Here is a 16486-nt window from a genome sequence, read left to right as displayed (position 1 = left end):
TAAAGCCATGAATTATGCAACAGACAATTATATCGGGAACAGTGCAACTGCCCGAGCGAAAAAGACAAAAACAGCTTCACGCACAGCTCGCAGGGTTTATGCATTGGATGCAGAGACCCAAGGATACAGGCGAGGTGCAGAAAGACAAACCAAGGTCAGTGCCTGCGGAAATGCTACCGATGGTTTTCTAAAGGTTTCTTTTCTGCCCAGACTACAAGAGAGTAAAACGCTACAGGCTTGTGGGGATATTTCCAAAATGGAAAGCGATTTTTATAGCTCTCTTGACAGCCTAGCAGGGCATTACCGCATTGTGCCGATGCCAACCTCTCATTTTGAATATCCCTATAATATGGCATTGGCTGTATGGGATTTACAGGAAAAGCTCAAAAAAAGTGTAGAGAACTTTTCCGAACTGCGGTTATTGCAGGACAGCCACAGAACGTATCTTCTCAGCGAGGAAAAATACAGCACGGGCACGACGCTGTATTATATCCCTATACAACCAATTTATCAAATGCTCAGAGAATCGAAGCACAAACAGAATGCGCATCTGCTTTTATCGGTCTGCTCGTATCTGTATCATAGTGCCGATGTACCGTATTTCAGACAGCAGGGCAGTTATCTGTACTGGCTCTATGAAATGCACAGGGAATGGACAGAACAGGACGAGGACAGGGAAGAAAACGAGAGGTATATTCGGGAGTATGACAAGGCAGAACTTATCGGGGAATGTATCGAAAAGAAGATTTTCAACCGCATAAATTTAGAAGTGTTCGAAGGGCGTTTAAAAGCTTTTAAAAGCTGTGATGCCTTTGATAAGCAGTGTTTGGGTATAGCTAAAAAAGCTTTTGCATTATACAGCGACTATCCCCATGAAAGCATTTTTCGAAATGCGCCAATGAATGACGGGGATGAAGACGAAGACACGGAAAGTGAGAGTATCGGGATGGAAAAGTACATTTCCTTTATCTCCGATACTAAAGGATGGCTTTATGAAAGCATTGAAGAGAGCATCAACAATGAGTTTAACGAGTACGGTGCAATGGATGAGCCGATGATTTTAAAATGTTTTGACGGAGAAGAACTGCCCCAAAACAGCCTTGATTTTGAAAGCCTGCTGTTTGCCCTTTTGGACGAGTTGTGCGCTTTATTGTATAATTATAAATACCACGAAAATGAATAATGCAGTTGATATAGCAGAGGGTTTCGGGACGCTTTACCACCCGAAATCCGCCCTTGTTTTATATGAAAGTAAAGGTTTAGATAAAGAAGTATATGTAGAGCATTTTGATATGGATAGAAACGGCACGCCTATCAATGCGCATCCGTTGACAGAGCGTGAAGCAGTGGCGCTCGCCAAAGCACTTCTAACCGAAAAGCAGAAGCAGTCTGCTTTTTTAAAACCCGTCGGGATTCTGCCAACCACTATACTGCACATCAATCCAAGCAGGGACAAAGGCGCTGTGATATGGTACACCAAATCCCAAAAAAGACCGCTTTATTTTATAGAGGGCTTGGGGATTCCAAGCGGTCAGGGGTTTGTGCCTTCCATGATCTGGCAGGCAAATAAAAACAGCCTTAGGGTATTTGCCGTTTTAAGCAACAGAAGACCCACGGAGAAAACAACACTGTACTATGCGCCATTTTTCAATATCTATGAGGATGGCAGGGTATGTATGGGCTCGGTGAGTATCGATATTAAAAACTCTGCATCGGTGGAGGAATTTACAAGGGCGTGGGAGGATTATTTTTTCAACAGCTACTTCAGCCACCTGATGGGAGAGAACAGCCCCGTAAAAGGCAACTGCGTCAGCCTGTGGAAAGACTTAATCTCGACAGGCAAAGCCTTTCCCACAGCAGTATTGAAAAAGAATAACAAAACACTTAAAAACCTATTGTCATGAATACCGAGAAAACCAAAATGCATTTTACAGACCCTTATTTGATAAGCCCGACTAATCCAATAGCGGTTAACCTTATCGGGGCAGGCGGCACAGGCTCAAAGGTGCTGACCGCTCTTATGGAAATGAACCACAGCCTCACAGCCCTCGGGCATGCAGGGCTTTCGGTTCGTCTTTGGGATGATGATATTATCACAAATGCCAACCTTGGCAGACAGCGTTTTGCGCCCAGCGAGGTCGGACTGTATAAATCCGTGGCACTTATCAACCGTGCCAACCGTTTTACGGGTACAAACTGGAAAGCGGAAACCGTCAAATTTGTAAAGGATAGCTTTGGAAAACTGCCGAGTAATGCCAAGGCAAGTATTTACATTACTTGTACAGACAGCGTGAAGTCCCGTTTTGAAATTGCCGATATTTTAAAGTATAGCAACCAAAGGCATCACAGGGACGACCCCAAATACTGGATGGATTTTGGCAACAGCCAGTATACAGGGCAGGTCATACTCGCTACTGTTGGGGAAATTCCACAGCCTAAGTCCGAAAAATTTGAAACGGTGGAGCGTCTGCCGTTTTTGACCGAGGAATTTGGGGAGCTTCTACAGGAATCTGAAACGAAGGACGACACGCCGAGCTGTTCGCTTGCCGAGGCGCTTGAAAAACAGGATTTGTTTATTAATTCCGCTTTGGCGCAGATGGGATGCTCGCTATTGTGGAATCTGTTTCGAGAGGGAATGACGGAGAACCGTGGATTTTTTCTGAATCTGAAAGATTTTCGGTCACAGCCCATTGGGGTGGGATAAGCCCGAAATCGGGCGGCAAAAAGACACTCCCTTCCTTTGGTCGGGACAGTCTTTTTGCGTTTAATCGGTAGAGCGACTCTGCCAAAATGCAGTGCCCGCTATTTTAGCAGACCCGCTGCGTTTTTTTTAAGGGATGCTTATCATCCCTTTTGCTGTTTTTGGGCGGACTTCTTTTCTTTCCGAGGACGGCCAAAGAAAAGAAGCAAAAGAAGACCGCTTTAAGAGAGGCTTTTACTTATTTAAACCGCACAATGGGCTGTTTTTTCCAGACCGCAAAGCCTTTGAAAAGATATTGGATATTTTCAAACTCGATAAAGGCAGTGAGCTCTTCTTTGCACTTTATTTTAAATCCATTGAAATTTTGAAAGTCCTTTAGCGGTATATCGGAAAGCTCCCCAATGGTTTTGATCTCTAAAGTTTCCAGTACGCTTAGCAGTCTTTTGCTGAATGGAAAAGAACTGTCAAGGAGCAGTTTTTGGCGGTCTTTTTCCGCTTTTTCTTTTCTCATAGCAGCGGGGCTGGGATCTGGATTTAATTGACGCTTTAACTTCTGAAGTTTTTTCTCGTATTGATCGATTTCTGAAAACAGCTCGGCCACTGCTTTGACTTTACTGCACGTTCTCTGGTAAAGTTCCTGCACATCTTCGGATGTTACCCCATATTTCTGCGCCGCCTGCTCAAAAGACATTTTTTCTATCAACAGTTTTTCAAGCACCCCATATTCTTTTTTAGAGAGTACTTTTCGGGACATTAACAGGTAAAATTTATTGGTGCGGTCGATAACATTTTGCATAACAATACAGTTAAATCCTTGTTGCCAAAAAAGAAAGAATTTGGCTTTTACAGTTCAGTGCTAAGATACTAACGTTAATTGAGTTATGCAATGTATTTGCAGGAAAGGCTTAAGCTCAGTAAACAAAACAGCCCAAAGCAATGCTTCGGGCTGTAATACTTTTTAATTTCTAAATTTTTTAATAGTTGTTAAAATTTAAGGTGCATACTGTTTATCACCTTGGCTTTTACAAGATCTGAATTTTTAATCTTGAGTGTCTGGTGCCTGCCTCCGTTTTTCTCAAAAATCTCAATTAGCAGCAGTTTGTCATCTGCTATTGTAAACTGGTCCAAGAGAAACACATTCTGGTCTGTGGCTTTTCCGGGAATCTCATCAAGGGTTTTGTAAATGCGCAGCGGCAAAATCGGCCTTTGCTGGGTGGCAGTGCGTCTGGCTGTTTTTTTATCCACCACCTTGAAACTCATAAAGTCAATGCTGAAAGGTACATTGGTTTGGTTTTCAAGCTGTGTATGGAAATAATACTTCCCGTTGTGGATATAGATGCCCTTTAAGCTGAACTGAATGCCGAAACTCTCCGATGCAATGTGCTTTACGATTCGCTTGTTGTTTTTGTATATAGTTTCCAGGATCAGTCCGGCCAGTGAGGGCGGTGTTTTTCCAAGCTCCTCAAAAAGAACATCGCTTGCACTGACTTTGTCAAAGTTCTTCTGCATCGCCATAAGATCATAGCTGAGGGCAGGCGGGCTGGCGCTGTAGCGCACGTTAAAATTGTAAAAACGGCCGTCATCTGTAATCACCGAAAAATTGGTTTCCTCTTCAAAAGTCTGGACCGATGCCTTGACGCGAAGGACGTTTTCAGCATCCTCGGCCTTTGAGGCAATCAGGTATCCACTTCCAAGATCCACGTATCGGATAGGGGACGGGAAAATAAGATGGGAAGTTTTGTCATAAGTAACCTGCATATGGTAGGGCGGTATAGTTCCTAAATCAAGGCTCGTGGCTTCGTTTTCCTGAGCAGATGCGCCTAATGAATATGTTATTAAAAAGGCTGCTGCCCAAAATAGTTTAAATTGATTTTTCATAATTAATTGATTTTAGATTGCTGTTATTTTTTGGAAACCAAATACACCTGATGTCCTGCTTTTAGGGTCACTTTAGGTGTCCTCACTTTTTTGGCGAAATAGCCCGAGATGCCCTGAACAACCCCGCGGCTCAGGTCAGCGGCCACCTGCTGTCCTGCAGACTGTGTCATCATAAGGCTCGTGCCGGACTGCTGGCTCATGTTGCCCGCCATTTCAGTCAGGGCACTTCTTTCGGCAGAATAAGGAACTGGGACTCCCTGCTGGCCGTCAAGGTCATAAATAGCAATGTCTACAGGAATGATGGAGCCCTCCAGTTCGATGGATGTGACTTTCAACTGCAGGTGGCCTGCCTGAATCTTGGCATTTGCCGTCACTATTGTGCCAGCTGCTATGATACGCCCCGATATCATTGCAGGTTCTATAAGACGAAGTGAAACACCTGCTTCGCCAATAATAGTTTGTGTTTGATGCACACAGGCCCTGATACTGTTTCTTGGCTGAAGCGTTTCTTGCATTGAACCGGCAGAATTAATACCTCTTCCCGTGTTCCATTCTGCAATAAAATTTCTATCGGACGCAAGTTGATACAGCGAGGAGACTTTGCTTTTTTTTGCAGGAACCATTGCCGAAAAATTCTTCTCTTCTGATTCCGTCTTTGCTACTGCAGTGTTTTTGACTGCAGGCTCGACAGAAGCGTAGCCTGAGGGAAGGTATTTGGCTGCCATCTGATAGGATTTTTCCATAAGTTCCAGCTGGTCATCAAACGTGGCAGCTTTGGGAATTTCCTTTTGCGCGAGCTCCTGCTTCAGGTCCTCAAGCTGTCGGCGCAGTTCCTTGGTTTCTCCGTTGTCCTGCTGATAGAATGAGCCCAGCGTGCTTTGGGCAGTACGGTACGTGTTCAGCGCCGGATTGTTAGTTTCTTCCGCGTCATCAGGCATTGATTGTTTCTGCTCAGCGTTATCCTCATTCCAGTAATCAGACAGCGTGGTTAAACCTTTCTTTTTTTGCTCTTCTTTGTCTTCGAGTATTTCCTGCTCATACGCTTTCTGTTTGTCTGCCTGCAGCACAGATCCGCTTGCCTGCGGCACGCTGTCGTTCAGACCAATGCTTTCGATCTGCTTTTTATCTTTCGAGGGCTTAAAGATCAGATACATACAGCCGATACATACAATTCCCATCAGTGTGAAAATCAGCGGCTTTTTAATACGCTCGACAGTTGTCTTTTTTTCATCAGGCAAAAACGAGGAACTGTTTTGGCGAGCCTCTTCTGAGAGAAGGCTGACCTTTTTTTTATTTTCTTTCATAATCCTATTTTTTTTTAATTGGCCTCAGGGAGTCCTGTAGGGACGCCGGACTTTCTTCCCCTGACGAGGCAGGGCTTTCGATATGTTCTAGAGCCATATTGTTTCTTGCGTATAACGTATCGCGGCATACGTTGAAAATGACAACTGCGGTCAGCAGCACATAGGCTGCAAAAAAGTACAGTATCACCTTATGCTGCCTTTTTATCGGCATTGCTTCCCAGTTCTTGTCGAGCCCTTCCAGCCATTGGTTTATATTTGCTCTTAATTTATTCATAACCTTGCTATTTTTGTTCTTAAAGCTTAAAACGCTTTGGACATTTATCTCTTTTTTGGTGCTGTTCATCATTGACCAAGGCGACTGCCTGCGACGCGCTGGGCGCAGATGTAACAGACAGGTTTGTCAGTTGCGTTTTTTTCAGCAGCTGTCCAAATTGGTCTTTCCTTGCCACCTCCATTCTGTTGAGAGAAAATTTACCGTTCAGGTATTTTACCAGCATAATGCATCGTACACTGGGCTTGTCTTCGCCTGACCATTGCAGGTAGCCTGTCAGCAGCAAGTCCTCTTTAGGCAAACTGTCTTTTCCATTTTTGCAGTTTTCAAGGTATTCGCTGATGCTGTCTTTTAACTTTCCTGCGTACGCACCCTGCGTATGGAAATAGCCGTTAAATCCTTTTTCAGTCAGGATTCTCGCAAATGTGTCTAAATCTAATAATGCTTCCATATGATTTTTTTAACGTTTGATGACTTCCATATCCCTGTTTTCAACCACCGCAAACCTTTCAATATTAAAGCCCTGCGGATTATTGTCCGAGCGCACCGAGTTAACCAGTAGGCATGTGGTAACCAGACTTCTTTTGGTTACATTACTCGAACGTATGATAATCTGCTTTGCATAGCTCCGCACCACATAAGGGTAAGTCTCAAAATTGCAGACCACGCTGTCCATTTCGATACGCTGCTGTACATTGCCTGATATAATCCGGTTGTAATAACCTTTTTCCAAAAGGTCCTTGTAGTAGTTAAAGGCACTTTTATCGGCAAGGCTAAATGCCCTTTTCATATTACTTTCAATGGCATTTTTGTCGGGCGCCAGGGTAAAGAACAGCTCGTGAAAACGCCTTACGTGCTCTCGGGCTTCCACAGGACGGTTGATCGAAGCGTCCTGAGCAAGTGCGAGCATGAGTGATTTGCCATTGTCCAACACATAAATTTTCTGGCGCTGCTGCTCGGCGAAACCATACGATCTCCAAAGCGCGTATCCGGTCACTAGTGCACAGAGCACGGCAAATAAGATGGCATACAGCCTGATTTGCTGAAAACTGTTTTCTATGTTTCTGAGTGTTTTAAATTCCATTTTAATGAATGTTTAGTGATTACTTATTGACCAGCCTTCCGGCAATGTTGCCTGCTGCCGAACCTGCGCCAGCGCCTGCTATATTTCCGGACTTCATGGCAGTCTGGTGGATGTTGCGTGAAAAGTTTCCTGCGCCGCCTGCCTGTATAATCCAGCCTGTTACTGTTGGAATGGTAAAATAGCCCACTATGCCGATAATCATAAAAATGATGTATACGGTGTTTGAGGTGTCGGGAACGAAAGTGGGATCGGCAAGCATTTCTATGTCTCTTTCAATGATCAGGGACTGGATCCTGGCCAGCATCGAGCTGAACAGGTCCGCTACAGGAAGCCAGAGATAAACGCTGGCATACCTTGTAATCCACTGCGTAAGAGTTGACTGGAATCCGTCCCAGACTGATATGGCAAATGCGATAGGCCCGAGGATGGACAGCACTATGAGAAAGAAAGTGCGTATGGTGTCGATCACCAGCGCTGCAGCCTGAAATAGTATTTCGAGCAGGTTGCGAAACCAATCTTTTATTATTTTCTCTATCTGATAGGTCTGCCTGTCCATATACATTCCGGCCATTGTCCCGATGTCCGAAGGCGACCAGCCCAGCTCGTCCAGTTTCTTGTCGAACTCCTCGTCCGATACCATATAGGCGGTTTCGGGATTGCGGATCATCGCTTCATGCTCCAGCAGGTCTTTTTTTGCCTGAAGATCGTTCAGGTCCAATACCTGATCTTCCAGAATGCTATGTGTTCCCTGAACTATCGGGCTTAATACGGCATTGATTGTACCCAGCACGATCGTCGGGAAAAACATGATGCAGAGCCCCAGTGCAAAAGGGCGCAGAAGCGGGTAGACATCAATAGGTTCCGCGCGGCTGAGTGCCTGCCAGACTTTCAAGGCCACAAAAAACAGCGCCCCGAGTCCTGCTAGTCCTTTGGCCACCGCCGCCATATCGGCGGACAGTGGCAGCATCTCATCATACAGCGAGCGAAGGACCTCATGAAGATTATTGAATTCCATATTACCAGTATTTTTGGTTTGGGGTGCCGTAAAGCTCAAGAACCCTTTTGGTGCTGTTCTGCTTTTTAGCTCGCAGGATACTCACCGATATATTCTTATTGGTGTAGTAGCGCACCAGGCTGTGGTATTCTTTTACCTCTTTGTATACACGGTCGATAATGTCCATTCGCTCCTTATCACTGAGTGACAGGCTCGAGGAGGTGACAATCTGCTTGAGTTCTTTCAAAAGCTCGGTACTCTCTCCCAGCAGTGCCGAATATCCCTTGGCAATGGCGGTGAGTTCTCTTGCCGAAAAGTTTGGATCATTAAGCATCCTTCCGAAATTTTGCACATACATTTCCGATACATCACCCACCAAAAGGACGGTCTGCTGTACCTTGCGTGCGTCTTTTACCAGATTGTTAATCGCCTGCAGCTTATCGTAATATTCTTTGCCCTGTTTGTATACCTTTTCGACTTCCTTGAAATTTTTGACCACATTGCTGACTGTAGAGGAAGTCTGTATGATCTCGTTGGCGCTGTTGAGAATCCCCGAGGCAAGATTGGCCGGATCGGTAACCACAAACTGGGCCTTTGCTGATGGTGCCGAGGCAAGCATAATTGCCACAGAAACCATAAATAGTATTTTTTTCATTGTTATCGATTTTTAAATTGTTATTGATTACTGATTTTCCTTTTCGCGGCGCCTACTGGCAATCTGCTTGATGGCGAGCTCTACATTGCCGCCAAGTTCAGCAGCAAGCTGCATCACCTCCATTTTTTCTGTTTCTTCTGTCGTGTAAGCGAAATATTCCTCAGCGGACACTTCTGTGGCATATACTGCCGAGTGCGTTCCTCCCAAACCAATCCATACTTCTTTGTAAAGACGTGATGCATCGTTGTTCATATTAATGGATAACACCTGCGCTTTTTCCTTGTCTGTCAGTCCGAGCATGGCCTGTATTTCATCAAACTTATTCATGTATTTGCGCTGATCGAGAAGTATCTTGCAGTCCGAATTATTGATGATGCTTTCCTTAACAATAGGAGACTGGATAATGTCATCTACTTCTTGGGTCACCACAATGGCCTCGCCAAAGAACTTCCGAACAGTCTTAAATAAATACTTTATATAATTTGCCATACCTTCCTTTGCAATAGCTTTCCAAGCCTCTTCAATCAAGATAAGTTTTCGGATGCCTTTAAGTCTTCTCATCTTGTTGATGAACACTTCCATAATGATGATCGTTACGATTGGAAAAAGGATTTTATGCTCCTTGATCGCATCAATCTCAAAGACTATAAAACGTTTGGAAAGCAGATCCAGCTGCTTGTCGGAATTCAGCAGGTAATCATACTCGCCGCCTTTGTAATAAGGCTCCAGTACATTAAGAAAATTGGCAATGTCAAAGTCTTTTTCCCTTACCTGTTTTTCTATCAGCACGCTTCGGTAATCTCCCTGAACATACTCGTAAAAACCATTGAAAGACGGAAATACGTCATCGCTCTTAATTTTTTCGATATAGCCGCTTACGGCATTGGAGAGTGCCACTTCCTCGGAGCGGGTGGGAGGCTCGTCATCACGTTTCCATAATGTCAGTATGAGCGTCTTAATACTTTCTCTTTTTTCAATATCGAAAACCCCGTCATCGGTATAGAAAGGGTTAAAGGCAATGGGATTGTCCTCGGTATAGGTAAAATACACCCCGTCTTCGCCTTTGGTTTTTCCATTGATCAGCCCGCACAATCCCTGATAGGAGTTACCGGTATCTACCAGCAGGACATGAGCGCCCTGTTCATAATACTGCCTCACCATATGATTGGTGAAAAAAGACTTGCCGCTTCCCGATGGACCGAGTATGAACTTATTGCGGTTGGTAATGATACCGCGTTTCATCGGTAAGTCTGAAATGTCCAGATGGATAGGTTTTCCCGTCAGCCGGTCTGCCATCTTGATCCCGAATGGCGATGGGGAATCATGGTAATTGGTTTCTTGGGTGAAGAAGCACAATGCCGGTTCAGTGAAGGTGTAAAAGCTTTCCTCGCTTGGAAAATCTCCTGCATTGCCGGGCATACCCGCCCAGTACAGCGCCGCGGTATCAGTAGTATTGTGCCTTGGCTTGCATTCCATAAGGGCCAGTGCGCTCCCGCAGTCGTTCTTCAGCTGTTTAAGTTCGGAATGGTCGTCTGACCATGCCATGATATTGAAGTGTGCGCGGATTGACGACAGTCCAAAGGAATGCGCCTCATTCAGATAGCGTTCTATCCACTCTTTGTTGATCTGGTTGGCACGGCTGTAGCGTGCCAGCGAGTGCATGTTTCGGGCGGACTTTTCAAACTTCTGCAGGTTCTCCTCACTGTTGTCCAAAAACAGGTACTGGTTGTAAATGTGATTGCAGTTCAGCAGTAGCCCCACAGGAGCTGCAAAAGATAAACGGCAGTCGCTGCGGTCTGTGGACAATTTTTCATATCGCGTATCAGAAGATACCGATGAGGGCAAGTCGTCGGTGTCTGAAAGCGTATGAAGGCACAGCCTGTTATTTCCTACGCGTACCTCTTCGCTGCCCAGCACAATATCCTGCATCGAGGTACCTGATTCCTTTGAAAGGGTTAGGTACTGTTCCAACAGTCCCGGTCTGCGTTGCTCACCGATGATGTCTTCTTCGCTCATACGGCTGATTTTGACAAATCCGCAGTCGTTTATAATGCGCTCAAACTGAGCGACGGCTTCCATAAAACGGTGAACTGTTTCTTTATCCCTGATTTCTTTTGGTATTAGTACACCTTTGCACAGTGAGGAGAAATTGCTCTGCATCCGCATGCGCTCTTTGGTGGTTTTGGTAAGAAACAGATAACAGTAATGGTTCAGGAACGGGCGCTGATTAAAGTGCCGCTGATAAGATCTGGCCAGAAAACTCTGGACATCCTTGTCCATTTCAGGATCATAATTCTCCCTGATGTACCAATCCTGTTTATGGACAATCGTAAAATCGGGTAGGGTCTTAATGGCCTTATGCCAGGCAGAATGAATCGCTTCATATTCGGCCGAAGCCACCGTGAAGAGTTCAGGCAGACGGACTTCAAAGCAGGCGGTAATATCCGCATCCTTTGAAAGGATGCAGTTGTTCTCTACTGCCAGCAGCGGAAATCTGCTTTCCAGTGTTGTAGTCTTGGCTGCGTTTCTCATACAATGCTGGATTTAGCGGTTGACCTTAAATAACGTCGTACTGGCTTGCGGCAGATGATGTAACGGGGATGCCTTTTTTTTGCCCCAATTTTCATCAGTCCGTGTTCCCCGTACTTTCTGTTCAGCGAGAAGGTCTGCCATACAATGAGCGAGGCACCGCCTGTACTGAGAAAAAGACAGATATAGGAACTGGTCCCGGCCATGTATAAAATCATGACCAGGATAAGTATCCCAAGCAGCCCTCCTGCGAAGATGAACAGGTACTGTGCCTTGAGTCCCCTGAACTCGACTGTTCTTCCTATGCCTTTGTTGATGTTGTAAGTATTCATAGGCAAGGTTAAAGGAAGAAGGAGCGAAGGATGGTAGCCGCGACAATAAGGAAGATACAGGCGCCGAACCAGCTCGCCGCGGTTTTTGAGGTGTCGGGATCTCCGCTGCTGAATTTATTGTACACCTTAACCCCGCCGATCAGACCGACCACAGCTCCAATGGCGTAGATGAGCTGTGTAGCAGGATCAAAATAGGAGGTAACCATTTGGGTGGCTTCCGTGATGCCTGCTGTTCCGTTTCCCTGCGCCGATAATTTTAAGGATGACAGTATTATGATTACTGACGGCAGGAATTTTTTGCTTTGTTTTTGCATAATGAAACACTTTAGATTGTTACTGTATTCCCGCACTACGCGGGCTCTGGCAACAAAAGTGTAATGAATATCGAATGCTTGCAGTGAAGTGGCTGTCTGTGGAATCAGTTGACCAGCTGTGGCGCTATTCTCAGTGTTTTGGCATAAAAAAAACGTCAAACATTTTAAGTTTGACGTTTTTTGTTAACGAGAAAGGGGGAGTATGCCCTTTCAGACATACTCCCCAATATCAAATTCATTTAAATTAATGTTCCGCAGATAGGAAGATCTGGAATCCTTTTCAGAAGAAAGGCTCCCGTCCAATAGCTCGGCTATTTTTCGGGAAGCACTTTCTATGGAATTTTCCAGCAGGCTGAATAATTCGGTTCCCTGTATTTTCTGAACCAAAGCTATCGCTGTTTCCTGTTGAGAGGGCTCCAATTTATCTTTTTGAAGCAGCATCCCCACGGAGCTTAGTTCCTCGAAGGTAACCCCTTGGGCAAAACCGTCATCTGCGCCGGATATTCCGTACCTGTTCCATTCTTCTTCTTCCTGTTCAAAATCAGGCATATTACTGAAAAATTCATCCAGCTCTTCCTGCGGAATTTGAACACCTACGTTTTCATTTTCGTCGTATTCAATGTCAAAATTATAGGGATTTACCGCTGTTTCCTCGATTTGGCTTTCATTGGCATTGTTTGAAACTGAAAGGCTTCTCACAGGTTTGGGCTGACCCATAATATACGGAAGGTCTGGGTTAATTTTTCCCTTTTTAGTCTGCTGTTGCTTTAAGCTTTTCTTAATGACAATCTTGTCCTGCAGAAGCAGTATTATAACTATTAGCAGACATATCACAATAAGAGTTTCCATAATCAAAGAATTGGTTTTTGTTTTTCAATATGCAGCGTCTCTATGTCCTCTCCAAAATCCTGAAAATGCTGCTTTAGCACATTGTACATGTAATCTGAGATTGTGATTTTTCCATCGCCGAGGATAAAAACAATACGTGAAATCTTCCTGTGAAAATCGTCACTGATATATACCGACTTACCGTTTCTAGCTACAAATTCTGCCGGGTGTAAAAAAATGTCTTTGTATTGCCCGATTTGTACAGGCAGCTTGGTTTTCTTAAATAAATTTTTCATAATCATAATATTAAAAAATGGGTTTAAACTTCTCATTAAAATCTTCAGTAATTGCTTTCTCAAATATTTCAAAATGATGTTCGAGAATATTGTCGAGATAAGCATACAGTGGTATCTGATTTTTCCCTATTACCTGAACAATGCGGGACAAACGTTCGTGATATTCCTGACGGATGTAAATACTCTTCTCTCCACGTTTGGTCATTGAGTGGGTTTTCAAAAAGTGGCCCCCATAGCTTCCGTCAACACTTTTCTTTGCTCGGTTCTTTTCCCTTTGTGCAGGTTTAATTGACAGTGACTCTTCCTGTTTTACATCTATCTTTTTTGTCTCTTCAATTGGCTCAGGCGGAAACTGTATCCCTTCTTTTTTGACGCCGTCAGCCATCAGGTCCATCATGAGTTCTTCATTAATGTCCGGCGGGGTTTTTCTCTTATTTTCCTTTTCCATAAAGCTACAATTGAATAATTTTTAAAAATTCGTCTATGAACAGGTCTAATTGACACGCTTTCATCAAGCGTTCATCTGGAGGCATTATGGTGGAACGGAAAACGGTTTTGCTGTCTACTTCACTTTCTTTGCGAAAACGTGTGCTGCTCTTGATTTGGCTTTGCATAAGGCTTAAACCTAATTCTTCAATGAGTTGGTTATACACTTTATACAAAGGCGTGCTCTCCCTGCCGTCAACCTGGTTCCAGAACAGGTTAATAGTTTCTATGGAAGTTTCTCCTTTTTTCATAATTACATCCTGCAAAAGCTGTGTGAAGATCAGTGTACTTTCCATTACCACACGGTCAGCCGTGATCGGGCTAAAAATGTGGTGCATTCCTGCCAATGCTTTCAGGATGCCGGGCGTGTTAACGGTTCCGGGCAGGTCGAAGAATACAACATCAACGGGAGTAGGAGAATCATTTACAAACTCTTGAGCTGCTTCCAATGCGCTGTCTGCTTTGTACGGCATGATGGGATAGGCTTTTTTATTGATGTTAGTAAACTGTCGATATGCTAGCTTTTTCAAAGCTTCGTTTTCCATTACCATTGCCAAATCCCTTGCCTTCATTTTCACAAGGCTGTGCTGTGGAAAATCCGCATCAAATACGGCTACGTTATAGCCCAACCGATAGTGCAGCACACTAGCTAGAAGGGTTGTAAATGTACTTTTGCCAACACCGCCTTTTTGAGAAGAAAAGGCGATAAACAGAGGTTTCTTTTTTGTGTTCATATTTGATAATTTAAAGTTTATATGTCCTAGCAATACAGTTTTCGGGCACACTGATTTCAAGCTTACCATTTAGCACCTGGTAGCTGTCAGGGATGCCGGCCGGCATTTCTGATTGCTTGCTTTTTTTAAGTACAGCATCACTGGATTCATTCCTGTATCTAGTCAGGCGGTAATTCCATCTTACTTATATTCCTTCAACCGCTCCTTCAGGAATTCAAGATAGTCGCACGGCAAGCCGTCAAGCTTTCCAAAATTTCCGCATTGTTGCAATCTTGCAATCATGAAAACCAGATGATATGCAATCTGTAATGTGCTCAATCCACTTGTCTTGAAGTATTGGCTGATTGTCCTCCTGCCAACATTTAAAAACAAAGGACGAATCATTTTCAGTCCATTATATCTATGTGGTATTGGTTGTCGCTCAAAGGAAGTGTTTGGCACTTCTACCTATTACAATCCTTTTGTAAACAAGGGGTTACTTTGTAAGATGGATTTTAACAACAGATTTATGCAAAAGACTTCTGAAAAAATGGAAGACAACGGGAACAGCCTCGAGCCGTTTTCCCTGTTACATCTAATCCGTCCCGAAGGGCGGATTTTTGTGTTCACCAGAACACGGCAAGTTGTGTTTTGAGGCACTCTAAATTCGAATAGTGCCCCAAAACAACTTGCCTTGCCGGGGGCTGGAAAAACCTTCCGAAGTCGCTATGTTTGTCAAATGTTCAATAGAAAAGGCATAAGCCTTTATTTGGTTTTATAAATTTGATATAGAATAGTAAATATCAAATAAACAATGACTTATGCAAGAACTAATGATCAAAATTAGAGAAAACGAACAAAAAATTTTTGTTGGAATAGATGTACATCTAAAAAGCTGGACTGTGACAATCTTAACAGAGAATATAGTTCATAAAACCTTTACACAGCCTCCGAGTGCAACTGTTTTAGCGGATTATCTAACAAGAAATTTCCCTGACTGTGAATATTATTCTGCTTATGAAGCAGGATTTAGTGGATTTTGGGCACATTACCAATTACTGGAACTAGGAATAAAAAATATTGTCATTAATGCTGCTGATGTTCCAACTTCGCAAAAAGAACTCTTCCAAAAGAACGACCCCATTGACAGTAGAAAAATTGCAAGAGCCTTAAGAGCGGGACAGCTTAATGCAATTCACGTCTTGAAAATAAAAACTTTAGAAGACCGTTCTTTGGTGAGAACAAGGGATATGTTAGTAAAGGATCTGGTAAGATTGAAATGCAGGGTTAAAGCTTTTCTTCACTTTTACGGAATAGACATGCCCGAACAGTTCAAGAGCCCTTATACACACTGGACTAAACGTTTTATCAAATGGTTAAGGGAAGATGTACAACTATCTTCACCATACGGTATAGATTCTTTAGGGTTTCTTGTTTCCGAGGTGGAAAGTCTGCGAAAACTATTGCTTGAGGTAAACAGAAAAATCAGAGATCTAAGCGAAGAAGAACGCTATAGTAAACAGTTTGGCTTATTGGTAAGTATCCCTGGAATTGGCAGAATTAGCGCAATTACTTTACTAACTCAAATTGAGGATATAGCACGTTTTAAAAATACTGACTCTTTTGCTTCTTATATTGGATTAGTTCCCAACTTTTATTCGAGCGGAGAAAAAGAAAGTATAGGACAAATTACATTCAGAGGGCAAAAAATATTGAAAAGAATACTGGTAGAATGTGCATGGATGACTATCCGGTTTGATCCTGCTCTATCCATATCCTATAATGAATATTGTAGACGGATGCAGCCAAATAAGGCCATCATAAGAATTGCACGGAAATTATTAAACAGAATTTATTATGTTTTGAAAAATGAAAAAATATATGCCTGTGGTATTAAGTAATAAGAGCTATAAAAACAACAAATATGAGGTGACCGCTTAATCCCCGACTGTAACTAGATTACTATCCGAAGTTTGCGGCCCTCAACTATAAAAATTGAAAAAGCGAAATGTAGCATTTAATGTCTACTGATAGAAGGTTGTTTTTATAGTAATTATTTATGAGTGAAAGGTTTTTTTAGCCATTGAGCGATACTTGTAAC

The 16486-nt window shown here is 43.4% G+C and carries 19 protein-coding genes; 4 read left to right on the top strand and 15 right to left on the bottom strand.

The window, feature by feature from the left end; genetic code table 11:
- The first annotated feature begins 7 nt into the window (after positions 1-7).
- Genes OZP11_RS02615 through OZP11_RS02605 form a run of 3 tightly spaced genes read left to right on the top strand, consistent with a single transcriptional unit; the run spans position 8 to position 2704 of the window.
- A complete protein-coding gene (locus tag OZP11_RS02615) occupies positions 8-1183 on the top strand; it encodes a hypothetical protein (RefSeq protein ID WP_281233689.1) in 1176 nt (391 codons plus the stop codon).
- Positions 1176-1904: a PRTRC system protein B gene (locus OZP11_RS02610; protein WP_281233688.1), complete on the top strand. Its 729-nt coding sequence runs from the start codon at positions 1176-1178 to the stop codon at positions 1902-1904. Before OZP11_RS02615 ends, OZP11_RS02610 begins: the two co-directional genes overlap by 8 nt.
- Entirely contained in the window at positions 1901-2704 is an 804-nt protein-coding gene (locus OZP11_RS02605; RefSeq protein ID WP_281233687.1) for a PRTRC system ThiF family protein, read from the top strand. The genes OZP11_RS02610 and OZP11_RS02605 overlap by 4 nt, the downstream gene beginning before the upstream one ends.
- A 235-nt stretch (positions 2705-2939) precedes the next feature.
- Here OZP11_RS02605 and OZP11_RS02600 read toward each other — a convergent pair whose 3' ends face one another.
- The 15 genes from OZP11_RS02600 to OZP11_RS02530 form a co-directional block, all read right to left on the bottom strand.
- Positions 2940-3497, bottom strand: a complete 558-nt coding sequence (locus OZP11_RS02600) for a hypothetical protein (protein ID WP_281233686.1) — start codon at positions 3495-3497, stop codon at positions 2940-2942.
- A 188-nt stretch (positions 3498-3685) separates the two neighbouring features.
- Positions 3686-4579, bottom strand: coding sequence for a conjugative transposon protein TraN (traN, locus tag OZP11_RS02595; protein ID WP_281233685.1), 894 nt, complete (start codon positions 4577-4579; stop codon positions 3686-3688).
- Positions 4580-4602: 23 nt separating this feature from the next.
- A complete protein-coding gene (gene traM, locus OZP11_RS02590; RefSeq protein WP_281233684.1) occupies positions 4603-5883 on the bottom strand; it encodes a conjugative transposon protein TraM in 1281 nt (426 codons plus the stop codon).
- Positions 5884-5887: 4 nt separating this feature from the next.
- The gene (locus tag OZP11_RS02585; RefSeq protein ID WP_281233683.1) at positions 5888-6157 is read right to left on the bottom strand and encodes a nitrogen regulatory IIA protein; all 270 of its coding nucleotides are present in this window, start codon (positions 6155-6157) and stop codon (positions 5888-5890) included.
- 19 nt (positions 6158-6176) lie between these two features.
- Complete coding sequence (locus OZP11_RS02580) at positions 6177-6605, bottom strand: hypothetical protein (RefSeq protein ID WP_281233682.1); 429 nt, start codon at positions 6603-6605, stop codon at positions 6177-6179.
- Positions 6606-6614: 9 nt separating this feature from the next.
- Positions 6615-7238 (bottom strand): conjugative transposon protein TraK, encoded by a 624-nt coding sequence (gene traK / locus OZP11_RS02575; RefSeq protein ID WP_281233681.1) that lies wholly within the window; start codon positions 7236-7238, stop codon positions 6615-6617.
- A 19-nt stretch (positions 7239-7257) separates the two neighbouring features.
- The gene (gene traJ, locus OZP11_RS02570; RefSeq protein ID WP_281233680.1) at positions 7258-8253 is read right to left on the bottom strand and encodes a conjugative transposon protein TraJ; all 996 of its coding nucleotides are present in this window, start codon (positions 8251-8253) and stop codon (positions 7258-7260) included.
- Between the two features lies 1 nt (position 8254).
- A complete protein-coding gene (locus OZP11_RS02565; protein ID WP_281233679.1) occupies positions 8255-8887 on the bottom strand; it encodes a DUF4141 domain-containing protein in 633 nt (210 codons plus the stop codon).
- Positions 8888-8914: 27 nt separating this feature from the next.
- A complete protein-coding gene (locus OZP11_RS02560; protein ID WP_281233678.1) occupies positions 8915-11419 on the bottom strand; it encodes a TraG family conjugative transposon ATPase in 2505 nt (834 codons plus the stop codon).
- Positions 11416-11748, bottom strand: coding sequence for a DUF4133 domain-containing protein (locus tag OZP11_RS02555; protein WP_281233677.1), 333 nt, complete (start codon positions 11746-11748; stop codon positions 11416-11418). Before OZP11_RS02555 ends, OZP11_RS02560 begins: the two co-directional genes overlap by 4 nt.
- An 8-nt stretch (positions 11749-11756) precedes the next feature.
- Entirely contained in the window at positions 11757-12062 is a 306-nt protein-coding gene (locus OZP11_RS02550; protein ID WP_281233676.1) for a DUF4134 domain-containing protein, read from the bottom strand.
- A gap of 210 nt (positions 12063-12272) precedes the next feature.
- Positions 12273-12911, bottom strand: coding sequence for a conjugal transfer protein TraD (locus OZP11_RS02545; protein ID WP_281233675.1), 639 nt, complete (start codon positions 12909-12911; stop codon positions 12273-12275).
- A 2-nt stretch (positions 12912-12913) separates the two neighbouring features.
- The gene (locus OZP11_RS02540; RefSeq protein WP_281233674.1) at positions 12914-13186 is read right to left on the bottom strand and encodes a DUF3408 domain-containing protein; all 273 of its coding nucleotides are present in this window, start codon (positions 13184-13186) and stop codon (positions 12914-12916) included.
- Positions 13187-13196: 10 nt separating this feature from the next.
- Positions 13197-13634: a DUF3408 domain-containing protein gene (locus OZP11_RS02535; protein WP_281233673.1), complete on the bottom strand. Its 438-nt coding sequence runs from the start codon at positions 13632-13634 to the stop codon at positions 13197-13199.
- A gap of 4 nt (positions 13635-13638) precedes the next feature.
- The gene (locus OZP11_RS02530) at positions 13639-14406 is read right to left on the bottom strand and encodes a ParA family protein (protein ID WP_281233672.1); all 768 of its coding nucleotides are present in this window, start codon (positions 14404-14406) and stop codon (positions 13639-13641) included.
- A gap of 800 nt (positions 14407-15206) precedes the next feature.
- On the opposite strand from OZP11_RS02530, the gene OZP11_RS02525 reads away from it, so the two are divergent.
- A complete protein-coding gene (locus tag OZP11_RS02525) occupies positions 15207-16286 on the top strand; it encodes an IS110 family RNA-guided transposase (protein WP_253785194.1) in 1080 nt (359 codons plus the stop codon).
- Positions 16287-16486: the final 200 nt, after the last annotated feature.

This window comes from Flavobacterium gelatinilyticum, from assembly GCF_027111295.1.
GTDB lineage: Bacteria > Bacteroidota > Bacteroidia > Flavobacteriales > Flavobacteriaceae > Flavobacterium > Flavobacterium gelatinilyticum.
This window is presented reverse-complemented; position numbering and strand designations above follow the sequence as displayed.